The sequence below is a fragment of the Aeribacillus sp. FSL K6-1121 genome (assembly GCF_038003725.1).
Taxonomy (GTDB): domain Bacteria; phylum Bacillota; class Bacilli; order Bacillales; family Aeribacillaceae; genus Aeribacillus; species Aeribacillus composti.
In genome coordinates, this window is the sequence record NZ_JBBOPS010000001.1 from 2,468,284 (window position 1) to 2,491,757 (window position 23,474).

The following is a 23,474-nucleotide window of genomic DNA, read 5'->3' on the forward strand; positions in this document are numbered from 1 at the left end:
ACACATATATATTTTTGAAAACGTTTTCCGCATAACTAGAAAAGGATGAAGATTTTCTTATCTCCAAAAAATAAAGCAGCCTTGCTTCATCTGTAAGAAGACAAGGCTGCTATTTTGCATAATTTTATTCTTCAAACTTAAAAACGGCTTTTTTCTGACAAAACTTGCATTTCTTTTTCGTGTAATGACTTAATATAATGACATGCGGTGCATCTAACAGCTTCAGCGATTCCTTTACATGCTTTTCGCACGAAAATATGGCTGCCGCACACATATGGAACCCCTACATGATATAAAATGTTTGGTTGTTTGAACCTAATGGAATATGTCCCATTTCTAAAATATCAACTAAATAGGCAAATGGATTTTCTCCCCATCCGTTTATATTTGCAGCCAATTCCCATGCGCATGCCAACACGCTGATGTACATGGCATGGCCAACTAAAAATCGAATGAATGATTCATCTGAAAATGTTTTGAAGGCACCTTTATAGACTTCATGAAATACAGCTTCCGGCAAGTGATAGACGATTTCGTTCAAAATTTCCTCTTGTCCGGATTGATCAATTTTCTCTTTCAGCCTGTCAGGCAGCACCTTCAATGCTTCCCATAAAGAGCTGTTAGTTAACCGTATGGTATCGTATATATTTCCAATTTCATCTTTTGAAATCCACTTAATTTCGTAATTTGCTATATTCAGTGATTGCAAAAATTTTTCTGCTTTATTCTGGACGTCATCATGAATTGTTCCGACATGCTGGTACCAGTTAATGTTTAGCAGACGATCCGCCATTTGATTGACTCGTTCATGCTTGAAATCATATGAAGACTGGTTCTCAATGAGCGTAATTGACATGTTTTCCACCCCTTTATCTAAAATCAAAAGCGATTAATATTTTGTTGTTAATTCAGGCGGACCAAATTTCGGGCCATAAGGGCCTTCATCAAGCCATCTTCCTAATTTCGGCACAATGGCTGTTAAAGATGCAGCAATTTCCCTTTTTAAATTCATTTCTGGAGAATTTCCTTGCAGGTGATGCAATGCAGTCGAAGAGCTGTTGCGATTCCACAAGCCTGCAATTCTCCGTTCATTTGCCGCTTTTTCAATCGCTTCGCGTCTTTTCTCTTCGCTTGAAGCATCAAGAGCCTTTTCAATTCCTTTAACAGCAATTAAAGCATCAGGAACCCCCGAATTCAGCCCTCTAGCACCAAATGGTGCAAATAAGTGGGCAGCTTCTCCTGCCAACAGAACTCTTCGTTTTTCATCTGTATATGAGTTGGCGACAACTTGATGAAATCTGTATGATGATACCCACGTAATCCGTTCTGCATATTTAGGATCCATAACTTTCGGAAGCCATTTTTTTACTCCTTCCACTTCTGAATATTCATCTGGATTATCGTCTTCCAGCAGTTGAAGGTCGATTCTCCACCCGCCTTTGAACGGCACAAACATCACATTCCGCCCGCCCATTGCCGGATGCTGATAGTGGAAAACCCTTTCAAGCGGCAGCGGATCATTTTCATCTTCTTCAACATCAACGACAAGAAATGTATCTTTTGTTCTTGGCCCTTCAAATTTTAATCCTGCTGTTTCACGGACGACAGAACGAGCGCCGTCACAACCAATCACATATTCCGCTTCCCAAACATCCCCTTTTTCTGTCACCACTTTAATGCCGTCTTCTTCTGAAATCACTTCTTTCACAGGGGCATCCCATACAAATTCAACGCCGGCTTTTTCACAATAATCATATATAATCGATTCAATATGATTTTGATGTAATGACGTAAATGGCGGAAGCGTTGTCGGATCACTAGTATCCGTCACACCGTAATTTCTTACGTACACTTCTTTCCCTTTATAAATCGTGCGTTTTATCGGCCAGACAACACCATTTCTCGCAATTTCAAAACCAAGTCCTTCATCAATGCTTTCAAGCAGCTTCAACGTTGCGTTATGAATATAAATTGCTCGGCTTCCAGGTCTTGGCCGCCCTTTCGGCTCTGCTTCAATCACGACAGAAGAAATTCCTCTTTTTTTGAGTGCCAATCCTGCTACAAGGCCAACTGGACCGGCGCCTACAACGACAACTGTACGCTTGTTGCTCATGACATATCTCTCCTTTACATAAATGAAATGGATGGATTGATTGATGGAAACGCTTACTATGATTCTATTATAATGGCATTTTTTCTTTATTTGTCACTCATTTGTTCCTCTATGCGGGACAAATAAAATACCTTTGCTATTTTTTTAAATTGAATGCCCCTCGCGTCTGCAAGGTGCCAGATTTTCTTTGCGGGAGCTCGATAAGGTATATGTTGAGTTTGGGATTGCGGCATCAGCTCATACATGCTGAAAGGAGCTGTCCGATGAGTTCCTAAAATGAAGGATTTAGGAGAAATACTACCGTGAAGGACAAAATAATCGAATAAAATTTGTAAATGTCCTTCATATAGGTCATGAAGTTCAACAAGAAGCAATTGTATGTGCTGAATGTTCGTCATAAAACGTTTGGAGAACGTAATTAAGAAAAGTCCTTCATAAGACTTCTGAAGGATATAAACAGATAGAAAAAATGGTTTGTCCGATAAGTCCCTAAAATGAAGGGGCTCCAAAAAGTCAGTTAACCCTGACTTTTTGGACAGCCCCTTCAAACAAAAATCGAAATATATTAAGGGGGCTGTCGTTTTTTTCGGCTTATGACGCCCCCTTAAATGTTTTAGAAACGTTATATATGTGCTTATGATTTTTTGTTTTCAATGGAGAATTGACTTCCTGAACAGCCCTACTTGAATTATTTTTGGAACTTATCGGACACCCATGTAAGAAACAATCGATTATAGCTTGTGAATGCCTGAATAATTTCCGGCAGTTATAACGGCAGATGCTATCAATCGTTTATCATGAACAAAATCATTGTTGCTTGATTGAATCGTTTTAAATAATTTTTCTTGTTGCTGCTTTATTTGTTCATCGTGTAACACACTGAACTTGAACATTTCTGACACGATTTTACTAGATGCCTCATATGCGAAAATTTTTGCCAATAGTTTCTTTTCTTTTATTTTTTTCTGAGCTTTATTTGCAAGTAATTTTTCCACTCGAAATAAATTGCTTTCAATTGCATAAATCGAAATGGCCAAATTTGCCAACCATGCTAAAATTTCTTGTTCTTCCTTATAATTTTCAGATGACTGTAAAATCATTTCCATCGCTTGTCCCGCGAGCCTTCTCAAGTTGGACAGCAGCTCCCACTCCTGCGCCATTTCTTCAGATGGACCTTCATCGAGCTTTCTGAAATCCGGCCATTCCGCTTTTGATTGCAGCAGTGTTTGGGCAATAATCATCCGGTTAATCTCGTTTGTTCCTTCAAATATTCTGTTAATCCTTGAATCGCGGTAAAGGTGCTCCACTTCATATTCGGAAATATAACCGTATCCGCCATGCATTTGCAGCGCTTCATCCACAATGATATCCAGCGCTTCGGAGGCAAACACCTTGTTGATCGAAGCTTCCACTGCAAATTGCTTTAAAATATCTCTATACGGAATATTATTTTCTTTACAGTACTGATATCCCCGATCCAACTCGCCAGCAGAACGATATACCATGCTTTCAATCGTAAATATTTTTGCAGCTATGTCGGCTATTTTTTCTTGAATTAACGGAAATTGCGACAGCGGCCGATTAAATTGTTTCCGCTCTGTTACATGCTGAACGGCGAGCTCCAATGCTCTTTTTGCCATGCCGAGGCTTGCCGCTGATATTTTATGGCGGCCGTTATTCAAAATGTTAAACGCAATCAAATGTCCCCTGCCAATTTCCCCTAATACATTTTCAACCGGAACTTTTACATCCTCCAAAATGACCGGTGTTGTTGAAGAGCCTTTTAAACCCATTTTCTTTTCTTCCGGCCCTATTGTAATCCCTTCACTTTTATCGACAATAAAGGCGGTGAACTTCTCACCGTCCACTTTCGCGTACAAAATAAAGAAATCTGCAAAAGATGCATTAGTAATAAATTGTTTTTCGCCATTAATTAAATAGTATTTGCCGTCATCAGACAATCGTGCTGTCGTTTTGATACTTAAGGCATCCGTTCCTGCCGACGGTTCTGTCAATGCATACGCACCAATTTTTTCGCCGCTAACTACGTAAGGCAAATATTTTTCCTTTTGTTCGTCTGTTCCATAATACACAATCGGAAGGGAGCCAATTCCAATTTGCCCTCCAAATGTTGTTGAGAAAGATCTCGTCTTTCCAATTTCCTCCATGATGATAACCGAGCTGATTTTGTCTAAATCAAGCCCTCCGTATTCTTCAGGCACATCTGATCCTAATAGACCTAATTCTCCTGCTTTTCTCAAGAGCTCAATCGATTGATCAAATTGTTGTTTTTCTATTTCCGGCAAAACAGGCAAAACTTCTTGTTCCACATAGGCTGATGCAGTACTAGCTATCATGCGATGTTCTTCAGTAAAATTCTCCGGTGTAAATATATCATCTAAAGAAATCACTTTTTTCAAAAAAGGGTTACTTGAAAATTGTTCCATTTTATAACACCTCTGTTTTTTACCATTCATTTTTCTCCCAAAGCTGCTTCATCTGTTATTAGAGCAAAATCAAGAAAAGTGCATTTGCTCCAATAAGCTGAAAACAGTCCCCATAACTACCGGCATCTGTATAAGCTTGCTGAATGGAAGCGCAAAACATAATGGCATCACATACTTAATGGAAAGAACAAAAGCTAAAGGCACGAAAGAATAGCGGGAAATTCCAAATCATACATCACTTTTCCTTTGCGTCCAAAAAAAAGAGGCGGAGCCAGCCGAAATAACGGCTGAAAAACTCATCATGAGACGACAATTTATATGGAAGGTAAGTAATTGCTGCTGCAATATCGAAAAAAGACAAGAATAGAAGCAGGGAGCCGCCAAAAGATTAAGAAAATCCGGATCTCGCAAATGAAATCAAATGAGCATGCACAATCACCAAACGCTTATGAACATTTTTTGCAATCGTTTTCAAATTTTAAAAGATTGGAAGTAAAAATAATAGATTTGAGATATTGTTATTTTATCTGAATTTTCGGAAATTATAACTCGTTTATTCAGTCAATAAACCAGCTTCCAAATCGCAGCATGGACATCAAACGCATGAATAACTTCAATACCATGGCAAAACTGTCCGTTACGACGAGTTAAATAAATAATAATGCCGGCCGGCAGTGTAAAGAAACCAACAGGAAACATTATATGGAATTGATGCTTACTTCATAAGATATCCCGATATTTTCCAAATCATCGCCGGAGTTTCAATGTTTCAGCCGATAAGCTGTTCTTAAACTCTTCTTTTCATCGAACCATTTACGCATTGAAATTAAATTTTTCCATCACTTGGTCTTTCAGTCTTACCTTTTGAATTTTACCGCTCGCTGTGACAGGAAAATCTTCTGTGAAAATAATTTTGTTTGGAACTTTGTATGATGCCATTTGCGCTTTAACAAACTCTTTTAATTCTTCCTCTGTGCAAGCTGCGCCTTTTTTCAGCTTTATAACAGCACAAACTGATTCGCCCATTACTTCATCAGGCAAGCCTATGACAGCTGCTTCGACAACTTGAGGGTGTTTAGTTAAAACTGCCTCGACTTCCTGCGGATAAATGTTGAAGCCTCCACGAATGATCATTTCTTTTTTTCGCCCGACGAAACGAAGGTTTCCTTTTTCATCCAACACTCCGAGATCTCCCGTATAAAACCATCCTTCTTTATCCAAAACCTGCTCTGTTTGTTCCTTCATTTTGTAATACCCTTTCATGGTGCCAAAGCTGTGGATGGCAATTTCACCAACTTCGCCTGGAGGGAGCTCCTGCCGATTTTCGTCTACAATTTTCAGCTTTACACCTTCGATCGGTTTTCCTACAGTTTCCAATATCACTCGTTCATCCTGTTCATCATAGTCAGTCGCAGTAACAGATCCTGTTTCGGTAATTCCGTATGATTGGCACAAGTTTATTCCCATCCGCTCCCGAATTTCTTTCACTTTGTTTGGTGGAATAGGTGATGCCCCGACAATACCCGCTCGCAATGAAGAAAGGTCATAATCTTCAAAATCTTCTTGTTCTAATTCTTTTATAAACATGGCGGGAACTCCTTGTTTGATCGTCACTTTTTCCTGTTCAATTAATTTTAATGTTTCCTTCGGATGATATTTCTCTTGCAAAATGATTCTTGCGCCGCAAGAGATCGCACAAAACAAATTGACGGCCATTCCAAAAATATGGAATAAAGGAGCAGGAACGATAAACACATCTTTTTCAGTACATCTAATCGTTTTAGCCATAATATTAGCTGATTGAACAATGGCGCGATGGCTAATCATTACACCTTTCGGAATGCCTGTCGTTCCTGATGTATACAATAAACAAAACAAATCGTTGTTGACATCAAGCTTTTCAGCTGGAGCATCTTCTGACGCGGAAGACGCTACTTCTTGATAGGATAATAGATCAGGATGTTCAAAACGAACAGAAATCAAAGTTTTTACAACTTGGAACGCTTGCTTAAATCCAATGTTTTCATCAAACTGTTCCGTTACAAACAACACTTTTGGCTCCGAATTTTTGAGAATGTATTCCACTTCGTGATGCTTATACTTCGGATTAAACGGAACTAGAATTGCACCTATTTTGGCCGCTGCTACAAAAATAACGGCTGTTTCGTTCCAGTTTGGCAAGCAAACAGCGACTCGATCTCCCTTGTTGATCCCCAGCTTTTTCAAACCCGCAGCCAGCCGGTTAGCTTCTTGAAAAAATTCGCCATAGGTCAATCTGTTTTTCAGGTCATAGAGCACTTCTTTATCTTTATAGGCTTTCACCGTATGTTCTACCAACTCGTACACCGAAAACAAATAATTGTTCATTGCTTCGCCATCTCCTCTTACGCAAATATTCAAAACATGTAAGACACGAAGCATCCTGAGTCATTTCATATCGGACACTTCGTGAAATTACATGATTTGTTCGATGACTTTTTCTATATAAAATAACCTTTTCAACATGAAGTCGGTTGTATCGCTTTTATTATTTTCCAACGTAAACCGGCTTGCGCTTTTCTACAAACGCTTTCAATCCTTCTTTTCGATCTTCTGTTGAAAAGGCATTGGCAAAACTAGATGCTTCAAGGGTCAATCCTGTTTCCAGATCAGCATTGCTGCCAGCATTGACAGCTATTTTCAGCATACGAAGAGCTACAGGCGGTTTTTGGGCTAGCTTTTCTGCCCATTGTTTGGCAGTTGCCAGCAGTTCTTCGCCAGGTACAACTTTGTTCACTATATGAAGCTCCAACGCTCTGTTAGCATCAAACATGTCGCCAAAATAAAGTAATTCTTTAGCAATGCCTTGACCGACAATTTTTTGCAGACGCTGGGTGCCTCCGCCGCCAGGAATAATGCCAAGACCGACTTCAGGGAAAGCAAATTTAGCTTTTTCCGAGCAAATCCGCAGGTCACAAGCCAATGCAAGCTCTAAGCCTCCGCCTAAAGCAAGACCGTTAATGGCAGCAATGACAGGTTTGGATGCGTTTTCAATTTTTGAAAAAGCTTCCCTTGACACACGGTTCATATTCATCATGCCAACAAGATCGAGATCAGCCATTTCGTTAATATCTGCTCCGGCAACAAATGCTTTTTCACCGCTGCCTGTTAAAATAATGACTCTTACTTGGCTGTTTTCTTCCAGCTCGTTAAAAATGGTTACAAGCTCTTTAAATACTTTTGAATTCAGCGGGTTGACAGGCGGGCGGTTGATGGTGACAACTGCTACATGCTGTTCAATATCGCATGTTAAAAATTCCAAGCTCATCTTCAGTCCCCCATTCTCATGATTAGTCATAGTCGTAAAAACCGGCTCCTGTTTTCCTTCCAAGTCTTCCTGCTCTTACTAATTGCTTTAGAAGCATTGGAGGTGCGAAGCGGTTATCATTAAACTCATTTTTCATATATTCCATTACGTAGTAGCCGATATCAACACCGGCAAAATCTTGAAGTGTGAACGGCCCCATAGGATAGTTCAGTCCGAGCGTAACCGCTTTATCAATATCTTCCGCTGTAGCTACCCCTTCTTCGAGCAGCTTAATCGCTTCAATAAATTGCGGAATCATAATACGGTTGACAATAAATCCTGGAGTGTCTTTTTTCACTTCCACCGGCTCTTTATTCAGCTTTTTCGCAAATTCCTTCAGTTCTACTACTGTTTCATCGCTTGTTTTATATCCTCGAACAACTTCCACTAATTTCATGATCTGCGCAGGATTGAAGAAATGCATTCCTGCGACGCGTTCCGGCCTGTTCGTTGCAGACGCAATCTCTGTTATGGACATGGAAGAAGTATTTGTTGCCAAAATCACATGGTCAGATGTAATTTGATCCAATTTCGCGAAAACGCTTTTTTTCACTTCCAAATCTTCTATAACAGCTTCAATCACAATATCAGCCTGTTTAAAATCCTCCAAATTTGTCGTAACTTGAATTCGTTCCAAAACTTCCTTTTTTTGCTCTTCGGTCATTTTTCCTTTTGCAACGCTTTTTTCCATAAATTTATTTATTCTTGATAAGCCGTTATCAAGAAATTTTTGTTCGACATCATGCAAGATAACTTGAAATCCTGAAATGGCGGCCAAATTGGCGATGCCGCTTCCCATCGAGCCTGCTCCAACTACCCCGACTTTAGATATCGTCATAGTCACAACTCCTTTTAAAAACATAACTTTATTAATATTCTGTAAATTATTATAGAAAATATAAAATGAAATAAACACCTACAAAATACGGAAAAAGCTTCTCTTCTATCAACAATTTTGTGGAAAAAACGCTGTGGCGCTTTTATATTCTTTCAGTTGTTTTTGAATAATACAGGTCATAAAGCTTATAAGCCATCATCATATTAAATCTATGATCAGCATCATTTAAATCAATTTCCAGCAGCGATTCAATCTTTTCAAGACGATAAAGAAGGGAGCTTCGATGAATAAACAGCTCTTCTGCCGAATTTTTAATATTTCCGTTGTTATAAAGGAACACTCGCAGCGTATGGAATAAATCCATACTTTTCCCTTCCGAATAATTCAATAACGGTTCAAGATGCCTTTTGATGAAAAATTCCACCGCTTCTTTATTATCTAAATGATGTAAAATAGTGTAAGCACCCAATTCCTCAAACAAAGCAAACCCTTTTTGGCGAAACCTGTGAAACACGACATTCAAAGCTTGGATAGCCTGCTGATAGCTAATATAATAATCATTTAAATTTTCAGTTTTACCGCCGATCCCCATGAATACTTGGCATTCAATATTGCCTTCTCGAACCCAATTTTTTATATTTCTATAAAATACTTTCCAATAGTTTTTTGGATGCTTGCCTTCTTCTTTTACCGGAACAATCAATATATAGTTTCCATCGTTTGTCGCCATGATAATTTCTTTGCTGAAACGGGAAATTTGTGTTTTCAACTGGTCCCAAATCAATGTTTTTTTAGATTGTTGAACAAGCAAATTACTGTTTTCCGTTTCCTTCTCATCTAATAAAATCGACAACACCGCTAATCGGTGCTGATGAAATAAGTTCCATTGGAATAAATTCGCATATTGTAAAATCCGCTCTTGATCCTCTATACGTTCCACAAGCAATTTGCTGACAAAACTATCCTTTACCTGCTCTTTTGTATCCAAAACAAGCTTCTGCTTGATAAATTGGATCGAACAAATATTTCTTGCCAAATCAATTGTCAGCTGGTCAAATTCATCCATGTCATTTTCGCCAATTTCAACAGCCAAAAACCCAAGCAAATTTCCTCCGCCGTTCACCTTCCACAGCCGGAAATGAAGCTCTTCTCCGTCATCCAATTGGATGTGGATTTTCCTTCCGTTTTCTATCAATCTCTCTTTATTTCCGCTGCTCATCAGCCTTTCTACATCTTTATTTGATAAATCATAATGATGGAAGGAACAAGAAATCGGCCTCATAAAACGGTCGAACAAAAGGACGGATTTGGAAAAAAGACTTCTTAAAGCAGAAGTAATACCGTCAAAATTGTCATGCTCTACTGTTTCTTTCACAAGAGCGTGCTGATAATCAAGCAGAAAGTAAAGACGTTCTTTATGCTCCTTTTCGTTTTTATATAAACGGGCATTTTCCAAAATAGCGGCAATATGATTGGAAAGCAGCTTTAATATCTCCAAATCATCTTCATTAAAAACTCCCTTTTGTTTCCCTTCTACATGAAGCACACCGATTGTTTTCAAATCAAATATTAATGGAACGGTCAGTTCAGACCCGCCTGGAGTATCCAAAAACGGAAAGTATTCTTTTAAAACATAATTTGTTTCAATATTAATCCGTTCCGGTTTTTCAAATGGACCATAGGATGGAGGCTGAAAAATAAAATGGTTTTCTTTTTCGTTATATAAATAAATACAAGCCATCCTTGCATTAGTTCCTTTTCCGGCGCGTTCCACAAGTGTTTCAATATTTTTTTCAAGCGGAACATCAAGCGACAAATTTTTGCTGATCCACTCGATCCCTTCGATTTTTTTAATTTGTGCTTCTTTTTGTTTCGCCATTGCAATCGCAACAGCTACATCTTTGCCGAATTCGTCAAAATGTGCCTTCATATCCAACAGAGGTACGTAGTCAAGATAGGCAATAATGCAAAAGCCCAAGCTGCTCATATCGTCTTTGAGAGGAACTGTAAACCACGTTTTTACTTTTTCTTTTTTCATTAAATTGGTAAACTGACAGTCGCCTGCTTGCTCTGCTTTATCATATGTTAAGCTTTGGTGAAGGAGATTCGGCGAACAGTTTTGAACCTGCAGCGGAAAGGATTCCGTTATTTGCTGCAAATCTCCGCTCCAAACTTTCAAACTCAGCTCCTCTCCCTCTTGTAAAATGATGCCGACAAAATCACATGAAAACTGGGAGCGGAAGGAATCAGCCAAAAATTGCAATGCCTCTTCCTCCGTATCAATTTTCACTAGATGTCTAGCCGTTTTTCGCAAATGATTTTCAATCTTTCTCATTAATTTTTCCCGTTTTGATTCTGTCAAAGAGAACTCCTCCTTTTTGAAGAAGCTTGTGTCAATATTTCGAAAAATGAAAAACATGCTATAATTCAATTTAAGCAAAAACAAATGCTGCGTACAAATTTTATTTGAAAAATGAAAACGTTGATGGTAATTTGTTAAATAGCTGTGGCTTTATCCACGCTTTTAAAAATTTTGCTACGATCTTTTGCGAGGATGGTACAAATGATCAATATTCTTGTCACACTGAATTCAAATTATATTCCCCCGCTGAAAGTTATGTTAAATTCATTATTTCAAAATAATATTGAAGAAAAATTTTCGATATATATCATGTATTCAAATATTTCCGATCAAGATTTACACGAATTGGATCAATTTGTAAAACGTCATAACCAAAGTTTATATCCAATATACGTAGACCCTAAGCTCTTTGAAGATGCACCCGTTTTTCGCCATTATACATCAGAAATGTATTATCGATTAGCTTCCCATCAATTTTTGCCCGACGATTTGGACCGAATTCTGTACCTTGATCCCGACATCGTTGTTATCAATCCCATCAAAGATTTTTACTATAGTGATTTTGAAAATTGCTTGTTTATTGCTTCTGAACATACACATTCTACAAAAGTTGCCAACCTTTTTAATAAATTAAGGCTTAAAACCCCGAATGCGAAAGGATATTTTAATACGGGCGTTTTGCTTATGAATTTGGAACGGATTCGGAAAGAAGTGAAATTGGAAGATATATATGCATTTATTAATGAAAACCGTTTAAAGCTTGTCCTTCCTGATCAAGATGTGCTCAATGCTTTATACTGGGATAAAATTAAACCTGTTGATTGTTATCGATACAATTATGATGCAAGATATTATGAAATTATTAAATTGCTTCCAAATGCAAAGCATGGGATGGAGTGGATAAAAGAGAATACTGTTTTTATCCATTATTGCGGGAAAGACAAGCCTTGGCAAAAAAACTATAAAGGAGAGCTGGGAGCTTTTTATAAAAAGTACGAAATACTATAAAGAGCGGCAAAAAACATTTATCATCACATCTCCGCGTTAATAAAAGGGGCTTGTCTAATAAGTCGTTTTTTCGGCTTATTGACACCCCTTTCTTACATTTAGTCAAGTACTTTTTTAAATTCTTTTGGAGATATGAATTAATGTTTTAGAAAACGTTGAAATATCGACGTTAATGATTTTTTGTTTTCAATGGGGATTTGACTTTCTGGACGGCTCTTTTTGCCTAAAACTTTCCTGACTTAAAAATGGAAAATAACAGCCACAAAAACATGAGCGTTGCTACGCCAAAACCGATTTCAATCGCTGGAATTTTCCAAAGCAGTGTTGATTGCCTTCCCATTGAAGAACCAATAATAATCCCTACCATAATAATACTGAATGCCAATAGCACGATGCTGAACGATAACCGATTGCTGATGCGGTCAAGTTTTTTCAGAAAAAGATCTAATTCCGGAATCGTGATCTCATGGCGGAGTCTGCCCCGCTTCATTAAAGAAGCGATCTCTGCTACATAAGCTGGAAAATCCATTAGCAGTTCTGTATAATCTGTCACGTGTTTCCATGCATTTTCAGCGATATACTTCGGATGCAAGCGCTCCTTTGCCAGCCGGCGACCAAAAGGCTCAGCAACATCGATAATTCTAAAATCTGGATTCAATTTTTCGACCACGCCTTCAACCGTCAAAAGCGTTTTTCCTAATAGTGTTAAATCAGAAGGGATTTTGATGGAATGTTTGAAAGCTGCTCGAAAAAGGTCGTTCACAGCTTCACCGATGCTGACTTGGTGTAACGGAACACCGTAATATTTTTCCCGTAAATCTTCGATGTCCGCTCTCAATTGCTTTAAATCGATATCTTCAGGAACGATGCCCATGCGCAAAATGGCTTTCATGACGCCATCCGTACTCTGTCTCATTAAAGAAATCACTAATGATGAGAAATGATGCTTCATGTCCGATGTAAGCCGGCCGGTCATTCCGAAATCAATGAAGGCAATGATTCCGCCCTGCTTAATGATGACATTTCCAGGATGGGGATCGGCATGAAAAAAACCATCCATAAATATTTGCCGGAAAATTTCTTTTGATAAACTTTCTGTAATATGATCCAAATGGTATCCATTTGTTTTTAGTTTTTCAATCTCATTTAGTTTAATTCCTTCTACATATTCCATTGTTAATACTCTTTTCGTCGAGTACTCCCAAAACACTTTCGGAATGTAGACAGCTTGTTCATTTGCACTCTGTTTAGAAAATTTGTCTGCATTTCGGGCTTCAATGGTATAATCGAGCTCAGCACGAAGAGCCTTTGAAAACTCTTCAATCATGTCCCTGACCTGATACTTTGCAGCCCATTTTAGCCTATGCTCCGCTAATACCGCTAAATCTTGAAGAATTTCTAAGTCCGTTTCAATCACTTTCGAAATATGAGGGCGTTGAATTTTTATAGCCACTTTTTCACCCGAATGCAAAACGGCTTGATGAACTTGTCCTATTGAAGCAGCAGCTAACGGAGCATGATCAAAGTGGCGAAAAATTTTTTCTATTTCACCGCCCAATTCTGATTGAACAATCTCACGCACCTCATCAAAAGAAAAAGGCGGAACTCGATCCTGCAATTTTTCCAATTCACTAATAATCTCCTCCGGCAGCAAATCAGGACGGGTGCTCGCAATTTGACCTAATTTTATAAATGTCGGGCCTAATTCTTCCAATACAAGCCTTACCCGTTCACCTATCGTTTTGGAATGATGCTCAGTTTTTCTGCCAAAAAAAGCTTTTTGCGGCAAAGAAAGAAATTGCGAAATACCCATTTCCTCTACGACGAATCCAAATCCATTTCGAATTAAAGCAGACGCGATATCCCGATAACGGCCAATATGCCGCATCCTTTTTCCAACCACTTTACCGCCTCCTCAACAACAAAGGACCTTTTAACAGGTCCTCTTTTACTCATCTTCCTTTTCCAATTTGCGAATCTTTTCTTCCAGTTCTCGGATATCCTCTTTCGTTGCTATATCTAGTTTGTTGATCACCTGAGCCACTTGCTCTCGAACAAGACGCTGCAGTTCAGTTTTTTCTTCTTCACCGCGCTTGATTAGCTGGTTAAAAACTTCTTTTGATTCTTCAATCGATATCTCGCCTTTTTTCACGAGTTCATCTACAAACTTTTTCACTTGTTCTTTGCTTGCTACAGCTAAACCAAGTCCGAACGCCAATCCCTTTTTGAATAAATCCATTATGCTTGCCCTCCATTTCTTTCGAATTTCAACACGAGGCTTTATCCTTGTTATCACCTTAATCTTCTATTTTATTCAGTAAAATTCCTTCACTTTCTTTTCGAAGTGTAAACAACAACCACATCTTATAAAATTCGGCTATTTTTGTTATTTCGTCACATCTTCCAGCTTCGCTTCTGTTACTTGCTGCAAATCTTTGACGCTGAGCTCCATTTGCACGCCGATTTTGCCCCCGCTGACAATAATATGCTCGTGTTCCAATGCAGTTGAATCGATAATCGTCGGGTAATGTTTCTTCATGCCGATCGGCGAACAGCCTCCGCGGATATAGCCTGTCCATTTTTGTAAATCTTTTACTGGCAGCATTTCGATTTTTTTCTCTCCTGTTATTTTCGCAGCTTTTTTTAAATCTAATTCTGCCTCAACAGGGATGACAAATACATAAATGTTGCCGACGCTGCTCTTAGCAACTAATGTTTTATATACTGATTCAGGGCTTCTGCCAATCATTTGTGCAACAGAAATCCCATCAACCTTCCCCTTTTGGACATCGTAAGTAATCACGTTGTATTGTATTTTTTCTTTATCAAGAATTCGCATTGCGTTTGTTTTTGTGTTCATTGTTTATACCTCTCCAAAAACAGAATATTTTAGGATGAGCGATGTGATGGAAAATATAAATGGACGGCATCTCCAACACAGGCTGTTGTGTCTCAATCGTTAAACAGTTCACTTAACACCTTTTTTCTATTTTCGAGAAACCGCCTAGTAATAATATAATGCATAGTTTCTTCATATTTTACTTCCTTTAGCGGATGTTCATCAAAATTTAAGATTTGGGCATTTGGATAGCCGAGTAAAATGGGAGAATGAGTAGAAATAATAAACTGCGCATCGTTTTCCAAATCTTTTATGATTCTTAATAAAGTCAGCTGTCTAGCAGGTGAAAGTGCTGCTTCAGGCTCATCCAACAGATAGATCGCTTTTTTTCCAAAACGATTTGTTAAAAGTGAGAGAAAAGCTTCCCCGTGCGACTGTTTGTGAAGAGAACGGCCTCCATAATAAGGGAGACTTTCAGGAATTGTATCGAGATACGACGCAAAATGATAAAAGGTCTCAGCTCGCAAAAAAAACCCGTTCGTCACTTTTGGCATCCATGACAGCCGTATGTATTCCCCAAGGGCCGCATCGGAAGCATCTACATGAAAATTATTGTTTTTGCCTCCTCCGGCTGTATTAAAGCCACACTGATAAGCTATTGCCTCAAGGAGCGTTGATTTTCCGGAACCGTTTTCCCCGACAAAAAAAGTAATATTGGAACGAAACGAAATGGATTTTAAATTTTTTATTGCAGGAATCGAAAACGGGTAGCTATTTAAATCAATATCTTTATTTCTTAAAATTTCGAGGCTTTTCAAATACATTGAATTCATCTCCAAAGTCGTTCGTATTTTCATATTCACTGTGCACGTTTCACATAAAATAAACAACTGCCGATTGCTTGATGTTTTATGGAAAAAATTTTTTGGAATATTGCGACCTTTGAAGTTGATCGCTTTGAAAATCATCAAATGTTGTATTCCGACTTCCAAATTTCTGCATTCATTGAAAAAGTTTCATTATAAACGAAACGGGCGATGGAGATTTTCGTCTCAACGCTGCATATTTTCTTAGTTTTTGATAAATATGTCGCAAAAACTTATTGTTTACAATTAAAGCTCGCCAACGAATAAATGATTTTTGTATGGTGGCCATTGATTCGAAAAAGTGTTTTTTCCTATCTGATCATCGTCTTGTAAATATGATAATTTTCGTCATCAAAACAAACGAACAATATTGATTGAATGCTTCGGATGAATTGATTTTGAATACACTCCTTAACGGTCTCTAAAGCAATTTGGGCCGCTTCATGCTTTGGAAAACGATAAACACCAGTACTGATATTTGGAAATGCGATCGTTTTCACGAAATGCTCTTCCGCAAGCTTTAAGGAGTTTATGTAGCAATTTCTTAGCAACTCCCTTTCTTGATAGGCTCCGCCTTTCCATACTGGTCCGACAGTATGAATAACGTATTTGGCGGGCAAATTTCCTGCAGTAGTAATAACTGCTTCCCCGGTCGGACATCCTCCTGTTCTTTCCCTGATCTTTTTGCATTCCTCCATAATCTCCGGCCCGCCTGCTCTATGGATCGCGCCGTCGACACCCCCGCCTCCCAAAAGTCCGTTGTTAGCCGCATTAACAATCGCGTCAACAGTACACTTTGTAATATCGCCTTTTATTACCTCCAATTCAGTATCGTTAATAACGATTTTCATTAATATCAACCTCCGTTTTTATACAAATATGAATTTGTATACTGACAGTCAGCTCCTAGTTACGGAAACCCTATTAGACGATACTTTAAACCTTATTGTGTTATATCCACGATCGTTTTTTGAACGAATTTGAACAATTCAATGATGTCTCAATTGTGCGACCTTTAGGAGTTTTCATATTGACATCATACAACCATTTCTTCTTTGTCTTATCATAACAAATATAAATCGGAAAATACATATAAGACCAACTGTTACAATAAAGCTTGCATATTTTTTTACCACACAAATCAAACTATAAATACTTTTAAAAATAAATTGCGGAGGACATGAAGTGAGACGTGCTATAAACAGTTTAAATGAATTTTTAAAAGGAAATTATATGGCAATTCACGCTTATAATGAATATATAAATCGTGCTAAGCAACCGGAACTTAAATTACTGTTACAACAGTTACAGCAAAATCATCAGCAACATGCGATGGAGATAACGAAAAGAATACAAGATCTTGGCGGAAAACCAGTTGATCATCCTGGAATCAAAGGGAAAAGTATGGAGATATTTAAAATGTTAACAGACCACAACAATGAACCGGACCATATAGTAAAAGATGCACTAGCTGGTGAAAAACGTGGTATTGAAATATCACAGAACATTGTAAATGGAACTTTAGATGACCAAAGCTACAGACTTGTTCAACAAATTTTAGATAAAAACATAAAACATCTTGACCTTTTGAATCAGGCTTTACATGACATACAAAAAAAAAAGCCGATTGATACAATCGGCTAAAATGTGTGTACAATGATAATGTCATATACCCGTGGTGCTAGATAAAATCTCGAGACATAAAAACAGCCCTTGCATGAGGATCTCCTTTAAAATGAAAGTGCGAACAAACATTCAAAAGGAGAAGTTCCATGCAAGAGCACTTTCATTTTACAATAAACCAAGCAAAAATTCAAAAGCAATATACCGCGATCTTATTCGTTGTATCAGCACAACTGTCTTGTATTCAGATGTATTTGCAACGTCGAAATCGTCATTTGTTGAAGCAAGAGGATGAGGTTATCATCGCCATTCACGTTCTTGGAAAATTGCTGGGTTTTACTTCGGAACGGGCTTGGCATCGATTTGTCATTGGAAACCTGTTCACCAAGGAAAAGTTCCTAGAGCGCTCTCGATACAACCGTCGATGCCGTTCTTTGCGTTGGGCGATCAAATGGATTCGTCACCAACTCGCCAAACGTGGACAACATCACGCTTATGCGGTAGTGGACAGCTTACCCATTGAACTCTGCCACCACGCACGAATGTATCGCGTCAAACGATTTCAAGGAATCGCAGATATTGGGTATTGTGCATCCAAAAAGATGGTTTACTATGGGTTTAAGCTTCATCTTCAGATTACCGACCAAGCGCTTCCGATGGGATATGTCCTGACCGAGGCATCCTGCCACGATCGGACAGCTGCGGAAACAGTGATGACTCAACTTCCTCATCCGTATACACTTGGCGACAAAGGATATGTGAGCCAAGCCCTGCAAAAGAAGCTGTACGATGAATACAAGATCGCTTTTTGGACGCCTGCCCGAAAAAATCAACGTGTGGTGCAATCAAAAGAATGGAAACAATGGATGAAGTGAAAACGCAAAATCGTCGAAACCGCGTTCTCGGTTTTAGTGGATTCATTTCGGATCACGAAAATTCGCGCCAATTCGATCTCTGGATTTGAAACGGCGCTTGATGCCATTTTATTGGCCTATTCGCTCGTTGTTCTTGGGCTAGTTGAGCGTTGACGCTCAACTAGCACCATGGGTAATGTCATATACATTTTTGTAGGTTATTTCTCTTTTGCAAGAATTTAGGAGGTAAAAGCCAACGGATAAATGTAAACCATCTTAACTAACCGAATTTCATTTCTCCTCCCGGTGATCTTCATTCTTTATGAAAAGTGAACATCTTTAAACATGATCAACTGCTTATGAAGAATGAACTTGCTTTGTCTCCCCAAGTTTTCTTTTGCGAATGGGAATTAGGATCAAAGTAACGAAAATTGTCATGATCGCTAAGGTTACGGCAGAATAAAAGAGTCCATTGTAACCATCTTGTGCTGCCATTAAGGTGATTTGATCGACACTCGATTGGATCACTTCTTTTAACCCTGGATCTTTGACTTGATTGATGATTCCCAGCATCTGATTTTCGGAAAATTCCCCAGATGACGTACCAAATTGTTGAGATAGTTGGTAAAACTCCTTCATGGCTTCCGAACTTAAACTCGTCCCTCCTATCTTTTCCTTTAGTATAATAGGAAAATGGGATTTAAATAACTCGGGAATGTGATTGAATCCCCTAGCGATGAAACCTGCGTAGATCGTTGGAGCGAGGGTCATACCGATTTGTCGGCTTAACGATAAGGTAGAAAGTGCGGAACCTTTATCCGACTTCAGCGTTTCTGTCGCTAAAATATTTAACGGGGCACCGAGAAGTATTCCCATTCCCAAACCTGCAACCGACGAAGAAATAATGAACTGCCATTTTGAATCAATCCATGTCGGGAACAAGAGAAAACCGATGGAAGTTATGATTCCCGATAATATCACCGCTGAAATTGGTCCTCTTTTATCAACGAATGCTCCACCCATAGATGCACCGATTCCCGCCATTATTGCAAGGGGTGTTAACCAATACCCGGAATTTTCTGACGCAATCCCGAGCACTTGTTCTGTAAATGCCGGGATAAAAATCATGGCTGCCAGCAACGCCCCAGAGAAAGTCCCTATTAATAAAGTTAAAAGGTACGTAGGTTGTTTTAACAAACGATAAGGAAGAACAGGGTCGCCGCCATTTCTTTCGAGTTTGCTTTCATGAAAAATCAAAGCAATGAAAAGAACAATCCCCGATAAAATAAAACCATACACATTTGGGCTCAACAAGCTGTCTACAAATTCGACACCTTCGATATTCGTCAATCCATACATGATTCCTAAAACGGAAAGAGATAGTAAAACCGTTCCGAACAAATCGAGACGCCCAGTTTCCGGGTCTTTCGTTTCTTCTAATTTTACCCATCCAAAGATAATTAAAAATATCGCTATCGGGACATTGATAAAAAATAATACATGCCATTTACCTGTTAAATCTAATAACATGCTGCCAATATTCGGTCCCAAAACGGCGGCAATCCCATTCATTCCACCCAACATTCCAAGGGCTTTTCCTTGTTTTTCAACCGGCATCGTACTTAGTACATGTGAACTACCGATAATGAAGATTCCCCCTCCACCAAGAGCCTGTAAGAATCGAGCACTTAAATAAAAAATAAAATTTGGGCTTAAAGCAACAAGTAAAGATCCCAAACCAAACAAAGCAATTTCAACAATAAATAATTTTTTTCGTCCATATCGATCCGATATTTTTCCGATGATCGGGACACTGATAGCTAATCCTAATGTATAAAGGGTAACTCCCCATGCCCCCCAATTAGCAGAAACTTCGAACGAATTGTTAATCGTTGTCAGTGCAGCACTAATGATTCCATTATCTAAAGCAGCCATAAACACGCCAATTGTAAATAATATCATTGCCCATGTTTGGCTAGATGCTTTTTCTTTCAAATAAGTCACTCCCTTACTTTAAAAATACAATAAATAACTATAGTTACGCCATGTAAATTACACAACAATTGTCATCTAAAAAAAACAACAAACAAGTATCCCTTTTGCTATATGAAACTGTTTTTTTGGGAGTATCTTGCTTTGTTTTCTGATAAATAAACTCGACAAAGATGCGTCCCTTCTAGTTAAAGTCGCTGTTGGATTTCTCGTCATACTGTACACATAAACTAATAAAACTAGAATCCAATACCGTTTCACCGCCCAACGCCTGCTAATACGGTACCCATCGGGCTTAGTGGTCTTTCGCTTGATGGAAAAAGAATCGATCGACCAACGTCGACATAGTAGCGCAAAGATGTCTTTGTTACATAGCTTTCGATCGGTACTCAAAACGCAATGAAGATTGTCAAGCGTCATGGTTGATCGTCTTTTTAAGCAGAGTAGCACCACGGCATATCTGATACTTTTGTGCGCCCCTTCGTAGCGGTCAACGCGATAACGTTCTTCTCCCACCATGGACGAGATGAGTGTCTTTCAAAGAGAGTGGTCAAACTCCTTTGCCTGAACCGCCATGTCTTTTGGATAAAAAACGATTGGTCTTGAGCGTTGCAATCACGTGGAATCTTTTTTTCAAGCAAGCTTCCATGAGCGTTTGAGATTGATACCAAGAGTCCATTAGCACATAAACGGGACGGTTCACATCCAAAGAAGAAGGCATTTCAACCGCAAGTTTCCACTTTTTTCCCCAGCCGTATTGTCGTAGGGGCGAAACACGAAAGAGAAAGTCTTGAGTCATCACATGAACCGTGAGCCAAGCGAGAGAATGTACCCAGATTAACTATTTATCGGCGTGAGAATCATTCCAATCAACATCCTTGAATGATATGCTTTGTCCGTGACGAAGGATTTGTTTTTTTTTGCCAAATTGTATCGTCGAGCGAAACAAAAATGGATTGATTTTCATGTTTAGCAATGCGTTCAATGCGATGAAGCATCCCCTACTGATACTGAGTTTGCGAAGTAATGTCTCTTCATTCCAGGTTTTTTTGAGAAAAATGGCTAAGTGTCGAGCGATGATTCGGTGAAAGTTCCCAGGTAGTGATCAGTAAATGTTTTAGAAAGCCTTTCATAATCATCGCATCTTCAAGATGAACGGAATGCTTCATGATAGGTTTTTAATAAATAAAGTGCCAATGTGCTAATCTATTCATAAGACATGAACCTTCTTGTATAAATGGTTTGTTGGCACATCTATTTTAACCAAGGAGGCGGGGGCATGCCTATTTTCTTATTTGGATGTAAATATTTGTTAGATAATTTGCTCACCTACAGATTATGTAGTTCATTTGCCCATCTACAGTAAAAAGTAAAATTACTAGCACACTGCTTTGATATTTTATGAATAAACTGTAACAATCGATAAAAGAGCTTGTCAAGTTACCCTATTAATCTACTACGAAAAGTACATAAATGGTTTCAATTTCTTCTGTTTCCCCCTAGTTTGTATATTCTTTCCTCAAACAGTAATTACAATGTTCTTTTTAGAATGTATGTGCCATCTCACCAGTATTCTCTTCTCGACTATTTGAAGCATTTTGGGCTTACCAAATAAGGATATATGCCTTTACTCTCTATAATAAAGTTGCGAACGGGCTAGTACCCGTCATATCAAGTGAAGTAGAAATCCTTCAGCTCTGAGGAGTAATTTTGTATATCACACCCCTTTTTATGGAAAATGTCTTAGTTACATTGAATTTTTTGTCAATTTGTTTTTCCGCTTCTACAGTAAAAACGACCCGAAAATCTTTTATTTCTTTTTTAAATCGTCAATACCAATAAAAAACGTACATTTAATATACATTAAATAGAATGGAGATTACAGCAACTTTACTGGAGCAACGGACATGATTGCCTGCCGATGTTTTACACATCTCCTTCTTGACAGAAGAATCACGCCCGCAGAGGCTCATTGTCGAGTGTCACTGCCTTACCACACTTATACGGACAGGAACTTCATGAAAAAATTTGTGTTCAAAAATCTGACTTATATCCATAAATCTTACATTGCTGAACTGTTGTTATTATGTATGCTGCTGTACACGCATGTATTTAGAAAAAAACATTTTTTTCAATTTGTATTCTGTATCATTTGACTGCTTATCACTTATGCGTACCTTTACTATGATTCCTACATAATGACGGTATGCGAATCAATCAAATGAATCGATATTTAGGGACTCCTCCGAAACAACAATGCCATCATTGTCAGCATACACATACGCATTTGGGGTCCAGCGCACTTCACCAAATTCAAGTGCGACATCACGGCTTCCTTTCCCTTCTTTTTTACTTTTAACCGGACAGGTGCCGAGTGCCTTTACCCCAATCGGCATCGTCGCAATTTCAGCGGAGTCGCGTATACATCCATTTATAATCACGCCAGATAATTCACGTTCACATGCAATCTGAGCTAAACGATCTCCTAAAAGCGCGCAGTTTCGTGAACCTTTTCCATCCACAACAAGAACTGAACCTTTTGGGATCGTTTCTAGAGCTTGACGAACTAGCACATTATCTTCAAACACTTCAACCGTTGCAATTGGACCTGAAAATTTCTTTTTTCCCCCATAACTGATAAGCGGCAATTTACAAACTTGAAGCTTTTCTAAATATTGATCGCATAAATCAGCAGTTTTCATGATGAATTCTCCTTTCCCATCTATGATTGATACAAAAATATATTTTGACAACCAAGAAGTAAATCCCTTTCAAATTGAAAAAATAATCAAAGGTCAAGATTCGCGCTCGCTTTTCGTTGTTTGGCCGGGCTTGCTGGATACTAGCCGGCGCAACACAAAGCCAAACTCTTCTCTCTTGCACTTAGTGATTCATTAATTCTTTCTTTAAAATATTTCGATGAACTACCCCCTCCCACTTGCTTAGAGGCGGGCTTCATGTAACCGTTTTAACGATATGAAAAGGACTGAGACGTCAAATCTGTTCCACTTAGACAGCCGCAATTCTTCCTTTCCATACAATTTCAAAATTTAAATCATTTTTTCAAAAAATATATTGATTCTAACGTTACGTCAGGTTTTAAGATAAAACTAAGAAGGAGAGAAGCTATCCAGCAATCCTGATTCAAAATGGCCCGAACGTAAAGGAGAGATTCATTGTGGATAA

General features: G+C 38.6%; 16 protein-coding genes and 2 pseudogenes. 3 read left to right on the forward strand and 15 right to left on the reverse strand.

The window, feature by feature from the left end; genetic code table 11:
- Positions 1-283: 283 nt before the first annotated feature.
- The 7 genes from NSQ61_RS12095 to NSQ61_RS12125 form a co-directional block, all read right to left on the reverse strand.
- Positions 284-856 (reverse strand): hypothetical protein, encoded by a 573-nt coding sequence (locus tag NSQ61_RS12095; protein WP_311066886.1) that lies wholly within the window; start codon positions 854-856, stop codon positions 284-286.
- Between the two features lie 33 nt (positions 857-889).
- Positions 890-2,113 carry an FAD-dependent oxidoreductase gene (locus tag NSQ61_RS12100; protein WP_063389213.1) on the reverse strand — a complete coding sequence of 408 codons (1,224 nt, stop codon included), beginning with the start codon at positions 2,111-2,113 and terminating at the stop codon, positions 890-892.
- A gap of 731 nt (positions 2,114-2,844) precedes the next feature.
- Positions 2,845-4,560 (reverse strand): acyl-CoA dehydrogenase family protein, encoded by a 1,716-nt coding sequence (locus tag NSQ61_RS12105; protein WP_340807143.1) that lies wholly within the window; start codon positions 4,558-4,560, stop codon positions 2,845-2,847.
- 813 nt (positions 4,561-5,373) lie between these two features.
- A complete protein-coding gene (locus tag NSQ61_RS12110) occupies positions 5,374-6,927 on the reverse strand; it encodes a class I adenylate-forming enzyme family protein (RefSeq protein WP_130158388.1) in 1,554 nt (517 codons plus the stop codon).
- Positions 6,928-7,087: 160 nt separating this feature from the next.
- The gene (locus tag NSQ61_RS12115) at positions 7,088-7,867 is read right to left on the reverse strand and encodes an enoyl-CoA hydratase/isomerase family protein (protein WP_063389217.1); all 780 of its coding nucleotides are present in this window, start codon (positions 7,865-7,867) and stop codon (positions 7,088-7,090) included.
- A 22-nt stretch (positions 7,868-7,889) separates the two neighbouring features.
- The gene (locus NSQ61_RS12120) at positions 7,890-8,744 is read right to left on the reverse strand and encodes a 3-hydroxyacyl-CoA dehydrogenase family protein (protein ID WP_063389218.1); all 855 of its coding nucleotides are present in this window, start codon (positions 8,742-8,744) and stop codon (positions 7,890-7,892) included.
- A gap of 142 nt (positions 8,745-8,886) precedes the next feature.
- Positions 8,887-11,106 carry a helix-turn-helix domain-containing protein gene (locus NSQ61_RS12125; RefSeq protein ID WP_340807149.1) on the reverse strand — a complete coding sequence of 740 codons (2,220 nt, stop codon included), beginning with the start codon at positions 11,104-11,106 and terminating at the stop codon, positions 8,887-8,889.
- Positions 11,107-11,307: 201 nt separating this feature from the next.
- Between NSQ61_RS12125 and NSQ61_RS12130 the strand changes: the two genes are divergently transcribed.
- The gene (locus NSQ61_RS12130; protein WP_066248838.1) at positions 11,308-12,114 is read left to right on the forward strand and encodes a glycosyltransferase family 8 protein; all 807 of its coding nucleotides are present in this window, start codon (positions 11,308-11,310) and stop codon (positions 12,112-12,114) included.
- Between the two features lie 223 nt (positions 12,115-12,337).
- Here NSQ61_RS12130 and ubiB read toward each other — a convergent pair whose 3' ends face one another.
- The 5 genes from ubiB to NSQ61_RS12155 form a co-directional block, all read right to left on the reverse strand.
- Positions 12,338-14,017 carry a 2-polyprenylphenol 6-hydroxylase gene (gene ubiB / locus NSQ61_RS12135; protein ID WP_340807151.1) on the reverse strand — a complete coding sequence of 560 codons (1,680 nt, stop codon included), beginning with the start codon at positions 14,015-14,017 and terminating at the stop codon, positions 12,338-12,340.
- A 45-nt stretch (positions 14,018-14,062) separates the two neighbouring features.
- The gene (locus NSQ61_RS12140; RefSeq protein WP_063389222.1) at positions 14,063-14,353 is read right to left on the reverse strand and encodes a phasin family protein; all 291 of its coding nucleotides are present in this window, start codon (positions 14,351-14,353) and stop codon (positions 14,063-14,065) included.
- Positions 14,354-14,500: 147 nt separating this feature from the next.
- Positions 14,501-14,974: a Cys-tRNA(Pro) deacylase gene (gene ybaK / locus NSQ61_RS12145; protein ID WP_327856554.1), complete on the reverse strand. Its 474-nt coding sequence runs from the start codon at positions 14,972-14,974 to the stop codon at positions 14,501-14,503.
- Between the two features lie 92 nt (positions 14,975-15,066).
- A complete protein-coding gene (locus NSQ61_RS12150) occupies positions 15,067-15,777 on the reverse strand; it encodes an AAA family ATPase (protein ID WP_063389224.1) in 711 nt (236 codons plus the stop codon).
- 353 nt (positions 15,778-16,130) lie between these two features.
- Positions 16,131-16,670: an O-acetyl-ADP-ribose deacetylase gene (locus NSQ61_RS12155; protein WP_144597367.1), complete on the reverse strand. Its 540-nt coding sequence runs from the start codon at positions 16,668-16,670 to the stop codon at positions 16,131-16,133.
- A 334-nt stretch (positions 16,671-17,004) separates the two neighbouring features.
- Here NSQ61_RS12155 and NSQ61_RS12160 point away from each other — a divergent pair, with 334 nt between their 5' ends.
- Positions 17,005-17,463 (forward strand): ferritin-like domain-containing protein, encoded by a 459-nt coding sequence (locus NSQ61_RS12160; protein WP_130158378.1) that lies wholly within the window; start codon positions 17,005-17,007, stop codon positions 17,461-17,463.
- A gap of 128 nt (positions 17,464-17,591) precedes the next feature.
- Positions 17,592-18,470 (forward strand): annotated as a pseudogene (locus NSQ61_RS12165) (IS982 family transposase).
- A 183-nt stretch (positions 18,471-18,653) separates the two neighbouring features.
- On the opposite strand, the gene NSQ61_RS12170 reads toward NSQ61_RS12165, so the two are convergent.
- From NSQ61_RS12170 to rraA, 3 genes and pseudogenes are all read right to left on the reverse strand, one after another.
- Entirely contained in the window at positions 18,654-20,258 is a 1,605-nt protein-coding gene (locus tag NSQ61_RS12170; RefSeq protein WP_066248868.1) for an MFS transporter, read from the reverse strand.
- Positions 20,259-20,334: 76 nt separating this feature from the next.
- A pseudogene (locus NSQ61_RS12175) lies at positions 20,335-21,555 on the reverse strand (transposase).
- Between the two features lie 946 nt (positions 21,556-22,501).
- Positions 22,502-22,990 (reverse strand): ribonuclease E activity regulator RraA, encoded by a 489-nt coding sequence (rraA, locus tag NSQ61_RS12180; protein ID WP_066248830.1) that lies wholly within the window; start codon positions 22,988-22,990, stop codon positions 22,502-22,504.
- Between the last annotated feature and the right edge of the window lie 484 nt (positions 22,991-23,474).